The 20,620-nt window shown below is 55.8% G+C and carries 19 protein-coding genes and 1 CRISPR repeat array; of the genes, 12 read left to right on the top strand and 7 right to left on the bottom strand.

Going from position 1 to position 20,620, the window contains the following annotated elements; translation table 11 throughout:
* The first annotated feature begins 72 nt into the window (after nucleotides 1-72).
* On the top strand, nucleotides 73-495 hold the full coding sequence (locus tag F7C38_00575; protein MCE4600047.1) for a CBS domain-containing protein: 423 nt from the start codon (nucleotides 73-75) through the stop codon (nucleotides 493-495).
* Between the two features lie 69 nt (nucleotides 496-564).
* The gene (locus tag F7C38_00570) at nucleotides 565-1,473 is read left to right on the top strand and encodes an NAD-dependent epimerase/dehydratase family protein (GenBank protein MCE4600046.1); all 909 of its coding nucleotides are present in this window, start codon (nucleotides 565-567) and stop codon (nucleotides 1,471-1,473) included.
* On the opposite strand, the gene F7C38_00565 is transcribed toward F7C38_00570, so the two are convergent.
* The 5 genes from F7C38_00565 to pth2 form a co-directional block, all read right to left on the bottom strand.
* Nucleotides 1,453-1,863, bottom strand: coding sequence for a metallopeptidase (locus tag F7C38_00565; GenBank protein ID MCE4600045.1), 411 nt, complete (start codon nucleotides 1,861-1,863; stop codon nucleotides 1,453-1,455). The two genes, F7C38_00570 and F7C38_00565, sit on opposite strands and share 21 nt — an antisense overlap.
* A gap of 20 nt (nucleotides 1,864-1,883) precedes the next feature.
* On the bottom strand, nucleotides 1,884-2,723 hold the full coding sequence (locus tag F7C38_00560) for a hypothetical protein (GenBank protein MCE4600044.1): 840 nt from the start codon (nucleotides 2,721-2,723) through the stop codon (nucleotides 1,884-1,886).
* The gene (locus tag F7C38_00555; protein MCE4600043.1) at nucleotides 2,710-3,546 is read right to left on the bottom strand and encodes an S-methyl-5'-thioadenosine phosphorylase; all 837 of its coding nucleotides are present in this window, start codon (nucleotides 3,544-3,546) and stop codon (nucleotides 2,710-2,712) included. Before F7C38_00555 ends, F7C38_00560 begins: the two co-directional genes overlap by 14 nt.
* A gap of 39 nt (nucleotides 3,547-3,585) precedes the next feature.
* On the bottom strand, nucleotides 3,586-4,659 hold the full coding sequence (truD, locus tag F7C38_00550) for a tRNA pseudouridine(13) synthase TruD (GenBank protein MCE4600042.1): 1,074 nt from the start codon (nucleotides 4,657-4,659) through the stop codon (nucleotides 3,586-3,588).
* Between the two features lie 183 nt (nucleotides 4,660-4,842).
* The gene (gene pth2, locus F7C38_00545) at nucleotides 4,843-5,226 is read right to left on the bottom strand and encodes a peptidyl-tRNA hydrolase Pth2 (GenBank protein MCE4600041.1); all 384 of its coding nucleotides are present in this window, start codon (nucleotides 5,224-5,226) and stop codon (nucleotides 4,843-4,845) included.
* A 66-nt stretch (nucleotides 5,227-5,292) separates the two neighbouring features.
* Here pth2 and F7C38_00540 point away from each other — a divergent pair, with 66 nt between their 5' ends.
* The 5 genes from F7C38_00540 to F7C38_00520 all read left to right on the top strand — a co-directional run bounded on the left by F7C38_00540 (nucleotide 5,293) and on the right by F7C38_00520 (nucleotide 9,345).
* A complete protein-coding gene (locus tag F7C38_00540) occupies nucleotides 5,293-5,796 on the top strand; it encodes a molybdenum cofactor biosynthesis protein MoaB (protein ID MCE4600040.1) in 504 nt (167 codons plus the stop codon).
* 45 nt (nucleotides 5,797-5,841) lie between these two features.
* A complete protein-coding gene (speD, locus tag F7C38_00535; GenBank protein MCE4600039.1) occupies nucleotides 5,842-6,213 on the top strand; it encodes an adenosylmethionine decarboxylase in 372 nt (123 codons plus the stop codon).
* A gap of 250 nt (nucleotides 6,214-6,463) precedes the next feature.
* On the top strand, nucleotides 6,464-8,008 hold the full coding sequence (locus F7C38_00530; protein MCE4600038.1) for a hypothetical protein: 1,545 nt from the start codon (nucleotides 6,464-6,466) through the stop codon (nucleotides 8,006-8,008).
* A gap of 770 nt (nucleotides 8,009-8,778) precedes the next feature.
* On the top strand, nucleotides 8,779-8,976 hold the full coding sequence (locus F7C38_00525; GenBank protein ID MCE4600037.1) for a hypothetical protein: 198 nt from the start codon (nucleotides 8,779-8,781) through the stop codon (nucleotides 8,974-8,976).
* A gap of 69 nt (nucleotides 8,977-9,045) precedes the next feature.
* Entirely contained in the window at nucleotides 9,046-9,345 is a 300-nt protein-coding gene (locus tag F7C38_00520; GenBank protein ID MCE4600036.1) for a type II toxin-antitoxin system RelE/ParE family toxin, read from the top strand.
* Nucleotides 9,346-9,460: 115 nt separating this feature from the next.
* Here F7C38_00520 and F7C38_00515 read toward each other — a convergent pair whose 3' ends face one another.
* Nucleotides 9,461-9,769 carry a hypothetical protein gene (locus tag F7C38_00515; protein MCE4600035.1) on the bottom strand — a complete coding sequence of 103 codons (309 nt, stop codon included), beginning with the start codon at nucleotides 9,767-9,769 and terminating at the stop codon, nucleotides 9,461-9,463.
* Nucleotides 9,770-9,789: 20 nt separating this feature from the next.
* A CRISPR array of direct repeats spans nucleotides 9,790-11,611; the repeat unit is 24 nt; unit sequence CTTTCAATTCTATGTTAGATTTTG.
* Nucleotides 11,612-12,085: 474 nt separating this feature from the next.
* On the opposite strand from F7C38_00515, the gene F7C38_00510 reads away from it, so the two are divergent.
* Nucleotides 12,086-13,324 carry a hypothetical protein gene (locus tag F7C38_00510; protein ID MCE4600034.1) on the top strand — a complete coding sequence of 413 codons (1,239 nt, stop codon included), beginning with the start codon at nucleotides 12,086-12,088 and terminating at the stop codon, nucleotides 13,322-13,324.
* A gap of 17 nt (nucleotides 13,325-13,341) precedes the next feature.
* Here F7C38_00510 and F7C38_00505 read toward each other — a convergent pair whose 3' ends face one another.
* Nucleotides 13,342-14,169, bottom strand: a complete 828-nt coding sequence (locus F7C38_00505; protein MCE4600033.1) for an ABC transporter substrate-binding protein — start codon at nucleotides 14,167-14,169, stop codon at nucleotides 13,342-13,344.
* Nucleotides 14,170-14,288: 119 nt separating this feature from the next.
* Here F7C38_00505 and F7C38_00500 point away from each other — a divergent pair, with 119 nt between their 5' ends.
* The 4 genes from F7C38_00500 to F7C38_00485 all read left to right on the top strand — a co-directional run bounded on the left by F7C38_00500 (nucleotide 14,289) and on the right by F7C38_00485 (nucleotide 20,558).
* Nucleotides 14,289-15,989 carry a methylmalonyl-CoA mutase family protein gene (locus F7C38_00500; GenBank protein ID MCE4600032.1) on the top strand — a complete coding sequence of 567 codons (1,701 nt, stop codon included), beginning with the start codon at nucleotides 14,289-14,291 and terminating at the stop codon, nucleotides 15,987-15,989.
* A complete protein-coding gene (locus F7C38_00495; protein MCE4600031.1) occupies nucleotides 15,967-16,434 on the top strand; it encodes a cobalamin B12-binding domain-containing protein in 468 nt (155 codons plus the stop codon). Before F7C38_00500 ends, F7C38_00495 begins: the two co-directional genes overlap by 23 nt.
* Before the next feature lie 110 nt (nucleotides 16,435-16,544).
* Nucleotides 16,545-17,780, top strand: a complete 1,236-nt coding sequence (locus tag F7C38_00490) for a metallophosphoesterase family protein (GenBank protein MCE4600030.1) — start codon at nucleotides 16,545-16,547, stop codon at nucleotides 17,778-17,780.
* A gap of 9 nt (nucleotides 17,781-17,789) precedes the next feature.
* Nucleotides 17,790-20,558: an SMC family ATPase gene (locus F7C38_00485; GenBank protein MCE4600029.1), complete on the top strand. Its 2,769-nt coding sequence runs from the start codon at nucleotides 17,790-17,792 to the stop codon at nucleotides 20,556-20,558.
* Nucleotides 20,559-20,620 lie beyond the last annotated feature (62 nt).

Here is a 20,620-nt window from a genome sequence, read left to right as displayed (position 1 = left end):
GGACCCTCTGGCCCCGGGCTACTGGGGGACCCTCCCCTGGGGGACCGTGCGCCTCCTCAAGGGTGTCTTGGTTTGAAGGGGGAGTGTAGGGGCCTGGAGAGGAGGGCTTATGAGGTTATGAGTACCCCGGTTGTGTCGATCCAGCCCGATTCTACGCTTGAGGAGGCTAGCAGGGTTATGTACGAGAGTAACGTTGGTAGCGTTGTCGTGGTTGAGCCCGGGGGGAGGCTGGCTGGGATACTTACCAGGAGGGATGTGTTGTACCTGGTGGCGTCGGGGGAGGCTAGGAGGAACCCGAGGGTGTCGACTGTAATGGCTACCAGCGTCATAACGGGGAGCTTGGACGAGGAGCTCTCCAGCATCCTATCCAAGATGAAGACTGCCGGGGTCAAGCACGTGGTGGTAGTAGACGAGGAGGACAAGCCTATAGGGGTAGTGAGCATGTGGGACGTGCTCATGTCCGTCGCGAGGGAATGCCTAATGGACGACTACTAGCCCCCAACTAAACCCGGGGCTCGGCGGAGAAGAGGGTCCCTCTACCCCGTGGGGTGAGCGCTGTTGAACGTGCTTGTATTGGGTGGGTGCCGGTTCATAGGATACGATGCTGCTCGAACCCTCGCGGAGAGGGGTTATCGCGTGTCCGTCCTCGACGATAGGAGGTGTCCTGGGCCCGTTGAGGGGTTAGAGGTCCATAGGGCCGGGCCGGCTAGCGTGGGTTTACTGGACTATGTTAGGGGTGTCGATGTCGTCGTAAACGCCTATGAGTTCGAGGGCGTGAACGAGGCTAGGATGAGGACCGGCGATGCGTATAGGGCTAACGTCGAGCTCGCCTACAGGATACACGAGGCCGTGATCGGCTCCAGCGTCGAGAAGGTTATACACCTATCCACGGCCGCCGTCTATGGCGAGGCGGAGCACACGCCAATACCCGAGAGCCATAGGACCCTCCCCGTCAACTGGTATGGTGCTAGCAGGCTCGCAGGGGAGACTATAATATACTCGCTCTACACCGAGAGGCGAGTCCCCGTCGTCGTACTGAGGGTGTTCAACGTCTACGGGCCCGGGGAGTGGCTGCGAAATAATCCAGGTGTCGTGTATGAGTTCATAACAGCGGCCCTGGGGGGAGGCTATATTAGATTGGAGGGTGGTGGGGGCCAGGTGAGGGATTTCGTGCACGTGATAGACGTCGTGAGGGCTGTCGAGGAGTCTATGGACCTGGCCCCGGGAGTCTATAACGTGGGGTCGGGGAAGGGCGTGTCCATAAGGGACCTCGCCGACCTCATAGTCAGGATACATGGGGAGCCTGTCGAGGTCGTCATAGCGAACCCGAGGCCCGGCGACGTCTTGAGAAGCATCGCTGATATAGCTAAGATAACGGGAGCCTCCAGGTGGAGACCCCTCGTACCACTAGAGTATGGGCTTGAGAAGCTATACCAGCTATACAGGGAGAAGCTATCCACGGCGGCCCGATAGGGCCCGGCAGACCTCTCCCTCCAGGCCCCTAACCCTCCTATACAAGGCGCCGACGACCCGGCTGTTCACATACCTCCCATGGGGCCTCAACGCCCCGGAGAAGGTCTTGGGTATGTGCAGCAACTCGTGCAGCAGCGTCTTCAGCTTCCCACGGCAGTCGAGGCTATCAAACCTCTCCGAGACCACCTCTATCACATACCCGGGCTCTAGGCCCGCGACAATCCAGGGCCTCGGCAACCCGTAGATCCTGGCCACCACCCTCGTGGAGGAGCCTCTACTCCTCACGCAGTGGATCCTAGACGGGTCTATGTGTGGGAGTAGCCCCATTGATAGTATGAGTTTAATGGCCTCGCAGACGTCGTCGGCCCTCTCGTAGCGTACCCTAGGCACTAGAGGGACCCTCCGGGGCCCTACAAGACCCTTCCAAGGGCTAGCGAGGCTATCATGGCCCCGTAGATGTTTAGCGTGACCGGGTCGGTATCCACTATTACCTTGTCGATCTTGACCTGGCCTAGGCTGGCCTTTAAGAGGAGGTCCCTGTAGTTGTGCTCGTCGACCCCGGCGATGTACGCCAGGTACCTGGAGCTGGGCCTCGCCCTGGCCACCTCGTCCAGGGGACGGGCTGGTGTGCCTGTTAGCATGCTGTGGTAGAGGGCCGCCGCCTCTATGGATGGCGTGTAGAGGAGTCCCTCGTAGCCTCCCTTGGAGGCCAGCTCTATCTCCCTGGAGTACCTGGATTCAACCCACTCTAGCGCCTCTGGCAGGGCCTCCACCTCGCTCCGAACCCTCTCTTCCCGGGCGCCCAGGAGGCGGGGCCTCCAGAGGAGTGACGCTACCATCATCGTCATGAGGGGGTACTCGCCGGGTACCGTGATCCTTTTGGCGCCTGTCTGGTCGAGGGTCTCCTCGACGGCCGGGTGCATCTCGGGGCCTACAACGTAGGCTTCTAGTCCTAGCGCCGAGGCCGCCATTGCAACGTTCACGACTCTAACATCCCTATCGCTGGAAGTGTATGCTATCACGGTGCCGGTCTCCCGGTATGGTAGTATATGCACGCTGGCCAGGGCGGCGTGGGCTAGCGTGGTCCTCAGCCCGGCGTGTAGTAGTGTTATATAGAGTATGTGGGCCGCGGGCTTCGCGTCCCAGGTGTAGGTTATTATCGCGTCGTCCCGTATGGGGGGTCCCTCTAGCCTCCTGGCCTCCCTAATCGCCTCTAGTATGGCTTCCCTCGCTGTGTTAGACGAGTGCAATGTCGAGCGCCCTGCAACAGCTACATTCCTCCCGGCGGGGGTCCCTCCCGAGCCTTGGTATTAGCTTGTAGAGGATTTCCCTGGCCCTGGATACGTTCTGCTTCATTATCCTCTCGACCTCCTCGGCCGTGACCGGGTGGTCGGCCCACACGTCGTAGTCGGTCACCATGGCTAGGGTGGCGTAGCATATCTGGGCCTCGCAGGCCAGGTTCACCTCGGGGACGAGTGTCATGCCTATTATGTCGGCTTTGAACACGTCCTTCCACACCCTGCTCTCGGCCCTAGTCGAGAACCGGGGGCCCTCTATGCAGACGTAGGTCCCCTTGTCGTGGACCGGGTAGCCTAGGCTCCGTGTAGTCTCTACAATCTCCTTCCTTAGGTCTTCGCAGAAGGGGTCCGCCATGCTCACGTGGGCAGTCACGGGCCCGTCGAAGAACGTGTACTTCCTCGACTTGGTCATGTCGATGAACTGGTCCGGGACAACAAAGTCGCCGGGCCTATAGTCCATCCTCAGGCTGCCCACCGCCGACACGCTCACAATCCACTTTACCCCGAGGCTCTTCAAAGCCCATATGTTGGCCCTGTAGTTTATCATGTGGGGCGGGATCCTATGCCCCCTGCCATGCCTGGGCAGGAAGGCCACCGGCACACCGGATACCTTGCCCACGGTTATGAAGTCGCTCGGCTCGCCATAGGGCGTGTAGACGCGGACCTCAACGGGATCCTCCACAATGCCAGGATCATATAACCCGCTGCCACCGATTATACCCACGAGGGCCCTAGCCCCCTCGGGCCTCACTATAGTCCCAGAGACATAGGCCATCCTGCAACCCCGCCTACACGATACTATACCAGGCCACTATTAATCCATCCCGCCGAGGCCGCCAAGCCACTCCACGTATGAAAGGGCCCTGACAACCATGGTAGCGTAGAGGCCCCTCGGGAGGGAGACCCAGAGCCTGGCCCTAGCAGGATCCAGGACCCTACAGGCAAGCCTGCAAGGCTCGACCCCGACGGGCCTCATCGGGGCCCTAGCCGGCAGGATCCAGGGAGAGAGCGCCTCCCCAGAGAGAATCCTCCGGAGGAGCCTAGCCCAGTCGCCCCGGGACCAGTAGAGCCTCCTACTCGGGAGCCTGGAGGCCCAGGCAGTCCCCCTTTCAGGGCAGAGGGCCCCCGTCTCCCTCTCATAGACGAGGGGAGGGTCCCTCAGCCTGTAAACCGTGGAGACCATCCGGTTCCAGATGTAGGATTGGAGCGCCTCCACAGCAATCGACGCAGGTAGTCCCTTCAGAACCCTTAGAGGGTCCCCCGCGGCCCGGACCTCCCTGAGGGCTCTCTCCTCGTAGCCACCACTATAACTCCCCTGGAGGGGATACCTGTAGCGATACTCCGCGACTATCAACCCGTATCCGGCTAGCTTGAGGAGGAGGCCTACTAGGTGGGTGTTTGGCCTGTCAACGCCGAACCTCTGGGGGCCGTACAGGCCCGGTACAACCAGGCCCTTAGCGGCACTGCATAGGCCATCCGGGTCCCCCTCTACGATTTCAACGTCGAGGCGGAAGTTGTTCCACAGGTGGCCCCCCAGGGCCGGGGGCTTCTCTCTGTATCCCACTAGCCATGCCTTGAAGCCCCTCCCCTCCACTACCGTGGGAGGGTCCCTCCCGGCTCGGACAAACATGTACTGGTAGGTCACCGCGTTGGAGTCCTTCAAGCCGAGGAAGCGGACTTCTCCTCCGAGGAGCCTGGAGAGCTCGCGGGCCACCCGTAGCGTTGTGTGGCCCTCCTTCCCGACCAGGTATACCGCGTAGGGTCCCCTAGGGGAGGCTTTGATCCTCCTCTCGGCCACTATGAATCCCTTGGGCCTGGAGAGTCTTGAGACCATGGGTGTGGCTGGCTCGAACTCTAGTCCCCACAGCCTCTCCAATGCCCTCTCCAAGCCCCAGTCCAACCCTAGAGGGACCCTCCCCTCAACCGTGTGGAATGGGTAAGAGTATAACTATGCCAGTCATACTCCTCTCGGAAGTGGCCGCGGTGACTGGGCCCCTACTCGCCGAGGCCGGGTGTACGGCTCGCCGGTTGTTGAGGAGGTGGTCCTCTTACACTCCAGGAGCGGCCCACTCTAGTAGAGCTTGAGGGACCCCGTTATCCTGTCCACGAGCGCTGAGGGGGCCGGGCCTATGGCTACCGCCGTCCTGGTCCCCGGGGGTAGCTGTGTGTGCCCCGCGTCCACCACTATCGACGCCGGCAGGCCGTCGACCCTAGCCCTCTCATAAAGCTCTAGGAGCTCCTCCAGGCCCTCGACCCTCAGCACGACCTTCTTCTGCCCCTCCCTCCTCCAGGCCTCAAGCCACTCAAGCCACCTCCTATTCCTGGAGTCAAGTATCTTGAACACCGCCTCACACGATGCATGGGCTGCCTGGGCGGCGGCCTTCCCCCTACCCATGTCAAGGTCCCTCCTCAGGACTATCGCCTGCTTATACACCGCACGCGACCCCCATACCATTCTGGCTTGTATGGCGGCGTTAAGTTATAGCCCTCCACCCGGGCCTCTCCACCGTGGGGAGGCTGGTTGGCGTGGTTCGCCCTCGTAGTGACTAGCGATAGAGTCTACCGGGGGGAGAAGGAGGACAGGCTAACTCCCCTGGCAAGGGAGTACTTGGAGGAGATGGGCCACCTATTAGCGTATAGGAGGGTTGTCCCGAACAACCCCTTCATGATAAGACAGGCAGTTGTCGACGCCGCCAGCAGGGCCGATGTGGTCCTGGTGACGGGAGGAACGGGCCTGTCAAAGCGTGACGTCTCGATAGACGTGTTGGAGGCTATAGCCGACCGCCGGGTGCCGGGCTTCGGGGAGCTGCATAGGATGCGTAGCGTGGAGAGCGTGGGGCTACGAGCCACCCTCTCCAGGGCCTCCGCCTACATGATCGGAGGGACCCTCGTAGCCGTGTCGCCCGGTAGCCCCGACGCCGTTAGAGTGAGCCTAGAGATACTCGCCGAGATTGCCGGTCACGTCAGGGACATGGCCCGCGGCAAGAGCCACTGGGACGCCAAGGCCTGTGAGGGACATGCTTAAAACCCTCGGCGTAGTGCCTGTAGGGCTTATGGGAGGGCTGCAGAGTTGAAGGGAGACTACATAGTAGGGCGGCACGTCTACGGGAGCCTCTACGGCATACCAAGGGAGAAAGCCGTAGACGAGGAATACCTCAGAGACCTCATAAAAAGGGCCGTGGAGGCGGCCGGCGCCACACTACACGACTTGAAGAGCTGGAGGATTGAGGGAGAGAAGGGGGGCGTCAGCGTTATAGCCCTAGTCCTAGAAAGCCACGTGGCCCTCCACACATGGCCCCACTACGACTACGCCACATTCGACGCCTACACCTGCGGCGACAGTGCAGACCCATGGAAGGCCTGGGACCTCATAATCAAGGAACTCAAACCAAAATACTACACAGTAGGCTACACAGACAGGAGCCAACTCCCAGTAGAGTAGCGGATGCCAGTGAACGAGCCTATACACCGAACAGTACATAAACTAGTGTATCAATCCATACACAGGATCCGTTGACAATGTACACCCAAGGATAGGCCGCAAGACATTCTCCCTCATGGTTAGATTGCTGCCTATAAATAAATTTACTATCACTATAATCTATATTGTTAATGTTATTCTAATATATAGAACTAACTCCATACGTGCTAGGTGTATATCAAGGTGAGTCTATACTGGGAGCGTGCATGATATGGATAAACTTAATTTATTTACAATCGTCCTCGTAATACTATTCTTCCTTTCGACAACAGGACATGTAGCACAGGGCCAGCCAAAAGACCATTGGGACAGCCTCGTCACTCTACCCTCAGGAAACCTCGAATTAAGAGCCCTCGCATACTACAAGGACCTAACCGGCGAGGATAGGGTCTTCGCAGTCTACAGAGTAAGCTCGGAGACCGACTCCTTCTACATCGAATCCTTCTACTGGGATAGCGGGAAGGCATACCTTGCTGACGATACATATGAGACAGGCTACATAAGATACACAGGGTCCGGAATCCCCACATCGGCTACATGCAACGGCACATACCTCTACGTGGCGACCGATAGAGGATACATCTTTAAGATACCCGCGAAAACCTATGGTATAAGCGAGGAGCGCATAGAAGTCTACCAAATCACCTTACCCTCAGAAGTGTACCTCAACATTACTCGGATAAAGTATAATCCCGACTACGGGTTCATCGTATCTGGCTTCGACGGAGAGGGATATGCATACAGCATAATCTTCAATAGGTTCTCCTCGACGGGCTCCCCTGTCTATTATGCACTACAGTTCAAGTGGACTACCGATGCACTGATCGGGTTGGATGCAGGCGTACTCTATAACCCCGACGACGAGACATCCTACCTCTACAGTCTCATCGGCAGTAAATTAGGTGCACTACACCTGGACGTATTCGATATAAAAGCGGAGAATTATGTAACCACGTATAGGTTCACGAAGGAGGAATGGGCGACCAAATACATACCGGGACTCGCAATAAACGAAAGCAATCACTTAGTTGTTGCCGTGATGCCCTTCAAGAACACGGCTGGAGGGATTTATACAAGGGTCTTCGCGCTCCGCGCCGCGGACACACCGCTCTACTACAGGGAATACGGCTACGACAGCGGAGATCTGCTAATCGGGGTCAACATAGTCCCGGCATACAACGGGAAGATCTACATAACTGGGTCCTTCATGAAGGGCACGGGCAGCTACGATCTGTTCATGATGGAGCTTGACGGTAGAGACCTGGCCCCGCTAAAAGCACTCGTCTATTATGGATACTATAATGATATTGAAGTTAGAGCCTCTCAGTCGGTCATAACTGACTATATATTCCTCGGAGCGACTACAGACTCCTTTAGCGACGCCGAGGGGTCCACATCCGTGTTAGCCCTGCTAGCGAGTCCAGCCCAGAACGGAGGAGAGCTCTATAAATGGGTGACTGTACCAAGTTTCAGCGCGCCCAGCGATGGTCTAAATGTTGACTCATTGGGCACTCCTGTCGTCTCTAGCCCCACCTATGAGACGACAACCGAGATAACCCATGCAGGTGTCTCGGATCGGGTCTCGGCTGGGATAATAGACGTGATCGCGGCCACGGGGGATAACACTCCCAACAGCTATCTAGGCGACGATGTTACGGATCCTGTTCCTGTGCCGGAGCCTGTCTTGGCTGTTGCCGGGGTTTTGACAGGGATCCTGGTTGTTTTAGTGAGTCGTAGTAGGGCCTTGAGGGCCTAACTCTCGTTTAACTCTTTTTCAACCAGTGCCGCAGTTAGTTTTCGGTTAACTCTACCCTTTCTCGCGGGGGTGGTAGAGTTAAGGCCCAGTTAACTCTACCCTCCCAGAGTACAAATAAAATAATCAATATAAAATAATAAATAATGACTAAATAGCTTGGAAAAGACCGGTAACACCCCCGCCGGACAACGCCCCTACGAGACCCACACAATACAGCACACGTGGCGGGCAAAACCACCCAGACGCCACGGTACGTAACACCAAAAAACTAATACATGTACAGGGAAACAGGTAATATAAAGCCCAGGCCAACACCCAAGTCATGCCCCATTCAGCTATACAAGACAGTCCAGGGATAGGGCTAGGCGTTGATAGAATAATACCCTAAAACGACGCTATATATATATAAAAATAATTACTATACAAGGTAATACAGGCGGCCCCACGAGGAGGCCCTACAGGGGCTATGAGCTATATCAAGGGTAACCTAGTCAGCGCCCAGGCCCCATGGGGTAACACCAGGGTACAGTGTACCAGGCCCAGTACACTACCCGGTGGATTGAAGGGTGGATCGACTAGTACACGAGCCTCCCTCCAAGGCAACGAATACTAGGGTACTAAAGATGCCGGATAATCGAGGTGTAGTGCAGGGCATCCCTCTTGCCTACCCTTCCTCTCAACGCGGGTTGTGCGGGATAGCTTAATGGCGCTGTATCTGGCTAAGTGCTTTTATGGAGTGTAGCGCTATGCTAGGTAATGTGGGAGGAAGGTTGTCTAGCCCGGAGCTCTTGTCTGAGATCAGGGAGATAAAGGAGAGGCTTGCTAGGCTGGAGTCAATGCTGCGTTTTATCATGGAGAAAGGTATAGAGGAGGAAGAGCCTCTTCCGGATGAGATCGAGGCTATAGAGTCAAAGGACGAGCTAATTGACCTTAACGAAGTCAAAAGAAAGCTAATGGAAAAGTCCTAATGCGAGGGCTGCCTCGAACGATAACGAGGACCGACTTTTAATTCTGTAAACTAGATTCGGGGAGAGAAAATGGCCGGTTCCAAGCCTAAGGACGAATTTTCCTCATTTTTCAGTGTAAAGGTGAAACGCCGCGCCTTCAAAGCTCTAGAACCACTCCCCACAGATTACAAGCTTAGAGTACTAGAAGTACTCGATGAACTGTCGAGTAATCCTATCCCATACAAAAGATACGATCTAAAGAAGCTCAAAGGATACAAGGACACCTTTAGGATCCGCCTAGGAGACCTGCGCATCGTCTACACCATAGATTGGAGTTCGAAAAGCATCACAGTACACTACATAGGTCCCCGAGAACGCGCGTATAGATAACCGAGATGCACACCCCTAGAATTTCGAATACGTCCCGTAAAGACCCTTAAAAACCGGACTCGGAACCTACCCGTCTGTGGAGGAATACGAGGCAACTCCAAGCAAACTAGAAGAACTAGAATCTACCGGCTAGCTCCTCCAGCAATTTAACAGACACGTTATAGAGCACATCATCCGTCTCTTTACAGTTCAGATACGACAGCTTAACAGCCTCCTCAGCACTCCCAGCACCTGGAATATAATGCACCTCTATGATATCATAGTTGAGGCCCGCGTGGGCGACGAACACCCTGTGCTCAGGTTTCTTAACATTGCAATTACCGGTGCAGTTGTGGCACGAGTCCCTGCCCCCTGGAGGGATGCATACAGCCTCGCCTACACCCTGAGCTAAGTATCTGGCGGCTCGACTTACACGTATGTTCAAGTCATTGTCTCCAGCCTTACCACCCAATTCTATGTTAGATTTTGGCTCCGAAAGCAAAAATACCAAAGAAGAACCACAAAGCTTTCAATTCTATGTTAGATTTTGAAGCTACGGACTGCTGCTAACATGATTGTAGATTGCCAGCTTTCAATTCTATGTTAGATTTTCGAGGGGCTCAAAATGATCCACAGAATATACACAGAGATATGGCACTTTCAATTCTATGTTAGATTTTGATGTACACGTCCCGGTAGTAGACCGTGGAGTTCGGCTCCACGACCCTTTCAATTCTATGTTAGATTTTGATGGTCGAGGACTACATCGCTAATGTTCCAGCTGGCAACTATACTTTCAATTCTATGTTAGATTTTGCCATGTATGTGGCTAGTTGGAGGCCGGACTTGTAGCTTTCAATTCTATGTTAGATTTTGGGCTAAGCTAGATTATCCCAGGCTGGCTGAGGAGGAGCTTTCAATTCTATGTTAGATTTTGATACCTCGGTTGGCGGCGAACTATAGCAACTTCGTCATCTTTCAATTCTATGTTAGATTTTGTCCTTGTAGTTGGAGACCCTAATTGTATAACAAAACTGGACTTTCAATTCTATGTTAGATTTTGGATATGACAACTATCCGGAATTTGATATAGATGAATTGTATCTGTCCTTTCAATTCTATGTTAGATTTTGCACTTCGTCTTGAGGAATTTCTCTAGGAACGCGGGATAGGTGTAGATTCTTTCAATTCTATGTTAGATTTTGGGCAGCTAGCACTAGGGACCCTCCTCCCACCCTTACACTTTCAATTCTATGTTAGATTTTGTTCAGCGTCTTCACCAAAAACGAATAAACTATAATGACGTTGAACTTTCAATTCTATGTTAGATTTTGAGAACAGGTTGAGGGAAGGAAAACCGCTGGAGTAGGAACTTTCAATTCTATGTTAGATTTTGATAAACGAGAAATATATGATTATTACACCAGAATTGTTGTCCTTTCAATTCTATGTTAGATTTTGCTCCTCTTCCCCGCCATGGCTAGTACACCCGTACGCGGCCTTTCAATTCTATGTTAGATTTTGCTACGCCTCAGCCGATCGTATGGCTTATAGATTTCATCCTTTCAATTCTATGTTAGATTTTGAAGCGTAAACCTAGGGAGTACAAGAGGTTCAAGTATATCTTCTTTCAATTCTATGTTAGATTTTGGGGAAAGAGCCCCGGTCAAAGCGGAAATAAACGCCCCCGTTAGCTCTTTCAATTCTATGTTAGATTTTGGGGTTGGTAGATATGTGAGCGTTGATGGGGAGATTCGTGTTCTTTCAATTCTATGTTAGATTTTGTAGACTAGAAAAAGGAATATGACTATGAGACCATCTTTCAATTCTATGTTAGATTTTGCTATCGTGACTGCGAAGGAACGGGATGTCCGCATTGACCTTTCAATTCTATGTTAGATTTTGCTTAATTCATTGGCCAGGAGGAGGGGCCCCGGGGGGCTTTCAATTCTATGTTAGATTTTGATGGTTCTCAAGTAGAGGACCTCAAGGGAAGTGGTATACTTTCAATTCTATGTTAGATTTTGACGTATGCATTTCCTTCATCGTCTACGTCCACGCCATCAGCTCTTTCAATTCTATGTTAGATTTTGGCCATTGCTACTCTTTCTCTTGACCATAGTGCTGATGGCTGGCTTTCAATTCTATGTTAGATTTTGGCGCGGGGCTCGTCGCCAAGATGCTAGACTGCCTCGAAACTTTCAATTCTATGTTAGATTTTGCGCGACAATACTGGTCACGGGGCTAAGGCCGCACGAGGTAACTTTCAATTCTATGTTAGATTTTGTGTATAGTTCGGGCTAATGGTTTTCTTTAGGCCTCTTCTATCGGTCAGATTCCACGTTTAAAGGGGGCCTTTAACCCCCATTAAACACACATCCATACAGTGGATTCTTCATGGAGTTCATGGTATGGGTTGTCCTCATCATATTTATTCTTTTCCATCATTGTTGTATGTGTTTTGCCCGGCTGGGCCCGGAATTCCCGGGAATCCAGGGAATTCCACCCCACAACTGATGGTGAACGTGTAGAATTCCCGGGGACAAGGCCTAGTTTTTCCATTAACCCCCGGGGTATGCGGGTTACGCCTAATTCCCTGGAAATCAGGGAATTGGAGTTGTTGGGTGTATGGTTTATTATTGTTTTTCTTGTTGGTTTGTTTTGGGGATGATGTGGCCGACATAGTGGCTACCTGTTGTTGGGGGATGGCCTTGGGTCAATGGTCTGACCCTCTTGTGGTCGGGTTGGGGGTGTGGTTGGTTTGAGTGGTGGGGCTTGTCTTGTGGGTGTTGTGTCGGGGCTTCACGGTGTTGGTGTTGTCGAGGGGCTCATGTCTAGGCTTGCCGGGGTGTTTGAGGGTTATGGCGTCGTCTATAGGGGTGTCTATACCGGTCCCGGCGGGCTTCGTAGGGCTGTGGGTGATTGCCGGGCTGTTGCTGTCCTCGTGGGGAGTGGTGGTACCGAGCACGTGGTCTTGGAGGCCTTTGAGGGGTTTGGGGGTAGCGTGTTACTGCTCAGCTATGGTGGTAATAATAGCTTGGCTGCGGCTGTCGAGGTGTTGCCTGCTTTGAGGCTTCGGGGTGTTAGGGCTTCGCTGGCCCATCTGCGCGGTGATTTGGCTAGGGTTGCTGGGGGTTATGCGGCTGTCGTCGGGGGTGTTTCTAGGTTTAGGGGTGCTAGGGTTGGCTTGGTTGGCGGGCGCCCGCCTTGGATGGTGTATAGCGTTGTCAACCCCGAGAGTCTTGCAGGGCTGGGTGTTGAGATCGTCGAGATACCCCTTGAGGAGTTGTATGGGAGGTATCGTGGGGTCGGTGAGGGGGAGGCTAGGAGGGCTGCCGGGGAGTACCTGGGCTTTATTCGGGGTCCCTTGACTGTGGAGGGGCTTGTGAGGGCTGTTAGGCTCCACATGGCCCTTGAGGGGCTGGTCTCTGATTACGGGCTTGATGCGTTCACTGTGGAGTGTTTCAGGGTTATTGAGGCGTTGGACGTGTCGCCGTGCTTGTCGTTGGCTATTCATAATTCTAGGGGTGTTGTGGCGGGGTGTGAGGGCGATTTGAACGGGCTCCTGGGGATGATGGCCGCGTCTTACGTGTCGGGTGAGCCGGCGTTTATGGGTAACTTGGCGGACCTCGTGGATGAGCGTACCGCTGTCTTCGCCCACTGTACTGCTCCGTTGTCTGTTGGAGGCTACACCCTCACGACCCACTTTGAGAGTGGCGGGCCCTTGGGGGTGGCGGTTGAGCCCCCTGTCGGGTCTGTTGCTACCGTGTTGAAGGTTGACCCTGTTAGGGGGTGGTTTATCGTTTCTAGGGGCGTGGTTCTAGGTGGTGGGGGTCGTCCTGGCTTGTGTCGCTCCCAGTATGTTGTGGGGTTTGAGGGCGGGGTTGAGTGGATGGTTCGGGATAGCCCGGGTAATCATTACGTCGTGGTGTTGGGTGATTATGTGGAGAGGCTTGTGTTGGCGGGTGAGCTCCTCGGCTATAGGGTCTTGGTTAGGTGATCCCTTGCCTGGGCTTTCTAGCCTAGTCGTTCTTTTATCTTGTCTCTTAGGGTTGCTAGCGTGTCTATGAGGCTTGGCCCGTAGTGGGCTAGGCTGTCGGGCTCTAGTATTACTATGTTGCCTTCGCGGAGGGCTGTGGTCTTGTCGAGTCCCCGGGCTTTCAGGTCTTCCAGTATCTTCTCGTCTTTGTAGGGCTTGTAGGGGGCTTTCTCGTAGATTATGACCTGGGGGTCGTATTCTATTATCTCCTCTGGGCTCGGGTTGATTATCCAGGACTGCCTCTTGTCCTTGAAGGCGTGGTCTAGGCCTATCCTGTCGAGGGCGTCTCCTATGTAGCTGTTGGCCCCTATGCTGACCGGGCCTCCCAGGTCTATCTCGTAGTATGCCCTCACCGTTCCCCCTAGGGGTTTGATCTGTGCTAGCTTTTCTGTGAGGGTTGAGGAGAGCCTCCTGGCCCCTGCTATCTCCCCCGTCACCAGGCCTACCTGGACTGTCATGTCTATCACGCCTGGGACCGATACTGGTAGTGGGATTGGGTAGACCCTGTAGCCCTTCTCGTCGAGTTCTAGTGCGAGGCGTCTCTGGGCCCCTGTGGTGACTAGTATTAGGTCTGGGTTGAGCTCGTCTAGCTTCTTGTAGTTGACCTGGAAGTAGCTCCCCAGCCTCGGCTTCTCCTTGGCTCTCGGCGGCTTGTTGCAGAAGTGGCTTACCCCGGCTATCCTATCCTCTAGGCCGAGTAGGTATAGCGTCTCTGTTATGGCGGGTGCTAGACTCACTATCCTCTCCGGGTGCTCGGGGACTTCTACCTCCCTCCCCAGCACCTCCGAGTAGAGCTTCACGCCCACACTGGACACCCCATCCAGCCGCGTCTATAGCGTTTAAGTGATAGACTAATTAGCCCACGCCCATACAATAACACCACACGGGATAAATACACGCGGGCTTCACAGGGAAGTGATTCAAGATGCCCCCACTCTTCGACAAGAAGGAGCTTGAGAGGATTGAATCCGAGTACGAGAGGTGGGAGAGGGAGCTAGTACCCCAGTGGCTTAAGAAGCTGCCCGAGAGGATGAGCGAGTTCACGACACTCTCAGGGATTCCCGTCAAGAGGCTCTACACGCCAAGGGACCTGCGGGACTTTGACTACTTCGAGAAGCTGGGCTTCCCAGGCCAATACCCCTACACCAGGGGAATACACGCTACAATGTACAGGGCCAGGCTATGGACCATGAGGATGTTCTCCGGCTTCGGAGGACCCGAGGAGACCAATGAGAGGCTGAAATTCCTCATTAGGCACGGCGAGACGGGGCTCAGCCTGGCATTCGACTACCCCACGCTGATAGGGATCGACCCTGACGACCCGCTGGCCGAGGGGGAGGTCGGGATAGTAGGGGTGAGCGTCCCGAGCCTCAGGGACATGGAGATCATATTCGACGGGATAAACATGGGAGAGGTGACCACCAACATGACGATAAACCCGCCCGCACCAGTACTCCTAAGCTTCTACGTGGCCACCGCCGAGAAGCAGGGCGTGCCCCATGAGAGGATCGGCGGGACCACGCAGAACGACCCCCTCAAGGAGTTCATAGCCCAGAAGAGCTACGTCTTCCCTCCCGAGCCAGCGGTAAAGGTGGCGATGGACCTGATAGAGTGGAGCGTCAAGAACCTGCCCAAGTGGAACCCCATCAGCATATCCGGCTACCACATAAGGGAGGCGGGCTCGACTGCCGTGCAGGAGCTGGCCTTCACGATAGCCGATGGTATAGAGTATGTGAGGCAGCTCATCAACAGGGGGCTTGACGTGGACGAGTTCGCCCCGAGGCTCAGCTTCTTCTTCGACTCCCACATAAACTTCTTCGAGGAGATAGCGAAGTTCAGGGCGGCTAGGAGGATGTGGGCCAAGATAATGAAGGAGTGGTTCGGCGCCAAGAAGCCCAGGAGCATGTGGCTCAGGTTCCACACCCAGACGGCCGGGGTCAGCCTGACTGCCCAGGAGCCCTTCAACAACATAGTGAGGACCGCTATAGAGGCGCTGGCCGCGGTGCTGGGCGGGACCCAGAGCCTCCACACTAACAGCTTCGACGAGCCCTTCAGGGTCCCGAGCGAGCTGGCGGCTAAGATAGCGCTGAGGACGCAGCAGATAATAGCTTATGAGACCGGGGTGGCCGATACGATCGACCCCCTGGCTGGGTCCTACTTTGTGGAGTGGCTAACCGATGAGATGGAGGAGAGGGCGTGGAGGTATATCGAGAGGATCGAGAGGATGGGTGGGATGCTTGAGGCGGTAAAGAAGGGGTTCCCCCAGAGGGAGATAACCGAGGCGAGCTACCAGTTCCAGAAGGACGTGGAGGAGGGCAGGAAGTTCATAGTTGGGGTGAACATCTTCACGAGCGAGGAGATAGACGAGCTGAGGAACGTGCCCCTGCTAGAGTTCGACCAGGAGGAGATAGAGAGGAGGCAGAAGGAGAGGATAAAGAAGCTGAGGAGCACGAGGAACCAGCAGAAGTGGCAGAGGGCTTTGGATGAGCTGAGGAGGGCTGCCGAGAGGGGCGAGAACATAATGCCCTACGTGCTACAGGCGGCCAAGGCCTACGCCACCCTGGGAGAGATAATGGGCACGCTCAAGGAGGTGTACGGAGTCTATGTCGAGCCCCCAATCTACTAAGGCCAAGCTGGAGGCCCTCCTGGCCCCCAGGGAGAGGCCCTACAAGGTGCTAGTGGCGAAGCTGGGCATAGACGGGCACGACAGGGGGGCCAAGGTCATAGCGCGTGCATTGAAGGACGCAGGCTTCGAGGTCGTCTACACGGGGATAAGGCAGACGCCCAGGCAGGTAGCCATAGCGGCCGTGCAGGAGGACGTAGACGTCATCGGGGTGAGCATACTCTCGGGCGCCCACATGCACCACGTAGAGAAGCTGATGGAGGAGCTAGAGAAGCTGGGCGCCCGCGACATACCAGTAGTGGTCGGGGGGACCATCCCGGTCCCCGACGTCGAGCCCCTGAAGAGGATGGGTGTACGGGAGGTCTTCCTACCCGGCACTAGCCTGCGCGAGATAATCGATATCGTGAGGGAGCTGGCTAGGGAGAAGAGGGCCAGGGAAAAGTACTAGGCGGGCTTATACACAACCCCGGTTACCACTATATTTCCCCGGGCTACTAGTCTAGCCGTTCTTATAGGGTATCACCATCGACTAACACTATCCCTGGAGGTCCGTAGACTGTGCAGCTAATACACCTAGCAGACACCCACGTAGGCGCCAGGCCCTACCACCTAGACCGGCTTCAGAGGCACGTGATGGAGGCGTTCAACAAGGCGGTAGAGTATATCCTGGAGGTCAAGCCGGGCCTGGTCGTGGTAGCCGGAGACCTACTCGACAGGCCGAGGCCCGAGAACGAGGTCTTCATACACGTGCTAAGGAGCCTCAAGGAGATCGCGGGCAGGGGCGTGAAGGTGATCCTAGCCCATGGAGAGCATGATACGCCGGGGAGGAGAGACAGGACGATGCTTGAGGTCATAGCCGAGGCCGTGGAAGGCGTCTACGCTCCCAGGCCGGGCGGGTCCAGCGTGGAGGAGAGGGTCGCGGCCTCGATACTAGAGCTGGGAGGAGCCACGGTGGGCGTGTACCAGTTCTACAAGACCCATATAGAGAACCAGAGGGCCTTCGCCCAGAAACTACTACCACTGTACGGGAGGATGCTGGCCGCGAGAAGGAAGCCGAGGGTATTCGTCGCCCACATCGGGCTTGAAGGCGCCCTCATGCCCGACGCCGCGGTGGCTAACGTGAGGGACCTGCCGCGCGTGGAATACGCGGCGCTTGGCCACCACCACGGGAGGTGGATCATCAGGCCTGAGGAGGGTCCCTCCCTAGCCGTCTATCCCGGCAGCCTGTACCCGCTTAATGTTAGGGAGGCCAGGTCGCAGCATAAGCGTGGGCCTATACTGGTGGATCTATCGGGTGATGAGCCGGTTATACAGGAGGAGTATGGTGTTGTCGTTGCGAAGCATATAGTGGCCCCCGAGACCAGGCTAGAGGACCCGCTGCACGTCGAGGCCCGGTTAAGGGAGGCGGTTGCCAGGGCCCTCAAGGGGCGTAGGGGTGTTGAGGAGGCTGTCGTCCACCTCCCGGTTGCTCTGGCCCCTTCAGTACCCCGCGCCAGGGTGGAGTCATCCGTGTCTAGGGTCTCTAGGGCCTTGGGGGTTGTGGTTGTACCCCATATCCATAGGCTCGTCTATGGGGTCCAGGAGAGGGTTGCCGGAGACGTCGTGGAGGCCGGGTTGGATCCGGTGGAGCTAGTTAAGAGGCTCTACGGGGTGGGGGATGAGACTGCTAGGCTCGTGATTGCTTTGAAGGACGCCCTGGCTAGTGGAGACGTTGAAGAGGCGAACTCTATCATCGATAGGCTGGCTGAGAAGGGGGAGCTCCTAAGGATAGCCCGTGAGAAGGGGTTGAGGTGAGAGGAGGGGTTGACGCGTAGGTACAAGATCAAGAGGATCACGCTACAGAACATAACAACCCACGAGAACACCCAGCTAGCCCTGCCAGGCTCCGGCAGCCTAGCGCTTGTAGGCCCCAATGGGGCCGGTAAATCCAGTATAGTAGAGGCCGTGTATGCGGCCCTCACGCTGAAGACTCTCCGGGGCAGGGACTATGACCTCGTAACCAGGGGGCGGCGTAGTGGTGTTATCAAGCTGTTAATGGAGGCCGACGGCGACCTGCTTGAAGCCATTGTAAGGTACGAGGTGGGCGACCGGAGGAAGTCCAAGAGCGTCGCGTTGAAGAGGAACGGCAGGCTAGTGGCCAGCACTATACAAGACTACACTGCTAAGATGGCAGAGATACTGGGGATCAAGAACATACGCTCAAGAGACTACGAGGACCTCGTGAAGTCGACCACGATAATCCCCCAGGGCGGGTTGAGGAGTATAGCCGAGAAGATGTCAAGCCCAGGCGAGTTCAAGAAGCTGATAGAAGCCGCCATCGGCCTCCCCGACTACAGGAAGGCCCTCGAACAGCTGAACCGGATGACCATAACCTACAGGGACCCCCTGTACACCTACCCCGTGCCACGCATATCGACGAAAGACCTCAAGAGAATGGCCCAGAGCCAGAGGTACCGGGGCCTCAACAGGATACTCGAAGAGCTGCGGGAGAAGATGGCCGGCGAGAGGGAGAGGCTTGAGAAGAACAGGATAATGGCGGAGGCGCTCGAAAAGGAGCTGGCCACGGTGAAGAACCAGCTAGACACTATACAAGAGGAGATACGAGAGAGGGAGAGGAGGACTGTACAACTAGAAGCCAGGGCAAGGGAGCTCCGCAGGAAGAAGGAGGAGCTAGAGGAGCTCCGGAGAGAATACCGGGATCTCGCGGGGAGGCTGGAAGAGGCTGTCCAAGCTAGGAAAAGGCTGGAAGAGCTGAAGACGATAATCAGGCTGCAGGAATCCATAAACCGGTACTATAGGCTCCTCGCCGAGAAGGCCAGGCTAGAGGCCAGGCTGGGCGAGGTCAAGGCCATACTAGAGGATGCCAGGACCGTGGAGGAGGCCCTTGAGAGCGCGAGGGAATACGAGCGCCTCAACGAGAAGCTAAGGGAGTTGATCGACAAGCAACTGGAACTCTCCAAGCGGAAATCCTCTATAGAAGAGAGGAAGAGGCAGATAGAGGACCTAGCCAGCAGGACCAGGGCGCTCATCAGGCAAGCCAGCAAGAAACTGGGGGTAGAGGCTCCAGGCGATATAGAGGCTGGCTTGGAGGCGGTGAAAAAGGCGTATGAAGGCCTAGAGTCTAGGATAGAGGAGGCGAGGAAGAGGCTAGAGGACATACTCAGGGAGGAGGCCATAGCCAGGTCCAAGATAGAGGAGGCGAGGAGGGCCCTTGAAGCCGTGCTAAAGGCGACAGAACCCCGATGCCCAGTGTGTGGGAGGCCGCTCAACAAGGAGCATAAGTCCAAGGTGATAAGCGAGCTCAGGGACCGACTCGGCAAGGAAGAGGCCAGGCTAGAGGAGCTACGAGGCCTCTCCCATAGGCTGAGCATTGAGATAGAGAGGCTGGAGGGCCTAGCCGGGAGCGTCGAAAGGGTCATCAGGCTAGCCGAGGGCCTAGCCAGAGAGCTGGATGCCGAGATACATGCAAAGCTCGTAGAGGAGCTAGAGGAGATAAACAAGGAGCTAGCCGAGATACATAGAGAGATAGAGGAGAGTCGGAGGAGGCTGAAAGAGCTGGAGGAACCGTGGAGGCGATACCATAGCGCCCTAGAGAGGCTCTCTAAGAGGGGAGTAGATCCTTCTAACGTTAAGGCCCTGGAGCTAGAGCACGCTGAGCTGGAGGAGCGGCTAGGGCGGACGGAGGAGGAGCTAGAGGAGCTGAAACGGGAGATACTTGCTGTGACGGGCTCGGCTAGCATGGCTGATGCTAAGCGCCGTGTAGACAGGGCTGCGGAGGAGTTCTCAAGGCTCTCGTCTCTGGCGGGCCAGGTTGAAGTGCTGAGAGAGGGAATGGAGAGGCTCCAGGGCAAGATCAGGGAGTTGGAGTCCGAGGTTGAGGGCATTAGGGAGCTGGAGAAGGAGCTGGAGGGTATAGAGAGGGAGCTGGAGGAGTTGCAGAGGAGGAGGGAGGAGTTGGAGGAGAGGAGGGATGATGTCGTGAATGAGATAGCGAGGGCCAATAGGGAGATAGAGGATGCCTCCCGGGAGATAGAGCGTTTGAAGGGCGAGGTCGAGTCGTGGAGCGAGGTGAAGAAGAGGGTTATCACGGCTATGGTGGCTGGGGCCATATTGATGGATGTGCAGGAGAGGCTTCTGGAGAATGCTAGGCTCTCCATAGAGGGGTCTATGAGCGAGATACTTGAGAAGTTCGGGTTAGAGTACCACGCCGTCGACATACGGGATACTGAGAAGGGGTTCGAGGTCTCGGCGCTATCGAGGAGGGGGAGCCAGCCCATGCCCGTATCCGCGCTTAGCGGCGGGGAGCAGAGCGCTCTGGCCCTGGCTTATGTGATGGCGCTGCAGAGGACCCTGGCTTTGAGGGTCGGCTTCCTGGTATTGGACGAGCCGACGAGCGAGCTGGACATGGAGAGGAGGGAGACCTTGATGGAGTTGATCGGCAGGGTGTCCTCTGAGGGCGTCGCCGAGCAGTTGATCGTGGTCACCCACAATGAGGACGTTATAGACAAAGTTGACCAGGTGTGCCGTGTCAGCAGGCCGAGGGGGGTCTCCAAGGTAGACTGCGAGGATTGAGGGGAGGAGGACCGCGTTGCAATAATTTATAGGAGCCTCGGATACAGGCTCCGGGGGAGGAG

The organism is Candidatus Thermodiscus eudorianus, assembly GCA_015521085.1.
GTDB classification, from domain to species: domain Archaea; phylum Thermoproteota; class Thermoprotei_A; order Sulfolobales; family Acidilobaceae; genus Thermodiscus; species Thermodiscus eudorianus.
The sequence above is the reverse complement of the archived record's forward strand: the minus strand, read 5'-3'. Positions and strand labels throughout refer to the sequence as shown.

Coding starts and splice junctions, on each gene's coding strand:
- F7C38_00495 (MCE4600031.1), top strand. CDS start 15,967: ATGTCGAGCCCCCAATCTACTAAGGCCAAGCTGGAGGCCCTCCTGGCC.
- F7C38_00530 (MCE4600038.1), top strand. CDS start 6,464: ATGGATAAACTTAATTTATTTACAATCGTCCTCGTAATACTATTCTTC.
- F7C38_00520 (MCE4600036.1), top strand. CDS start 9,046: ATGGCCGGTTCCAAGCCTAAGGACGAATTTTCCTCATTTTTCAGTGTA.
- F7C38_00555 (MCE4600043.1), bottom strand. CDS start 3,546: ATGGCCTATGTCTCTGGGACTATAGTGAGGCCCGAGGGGGCTAGGGCC.
- pth2 (MCE4600041.1), bottom strand. CDS start 5,226: ATGGTATGGGGGTCGCGTGCGGTGTATAAGCAGGCGATAGTCCTGAGG.
- F7C38_00500 (MCE4600032.1), top strand. CDS start 14,289: ATGCCCCCACTCTTCGACAAGAAGGAGCTTGAGAGGATTGAATCCGAG.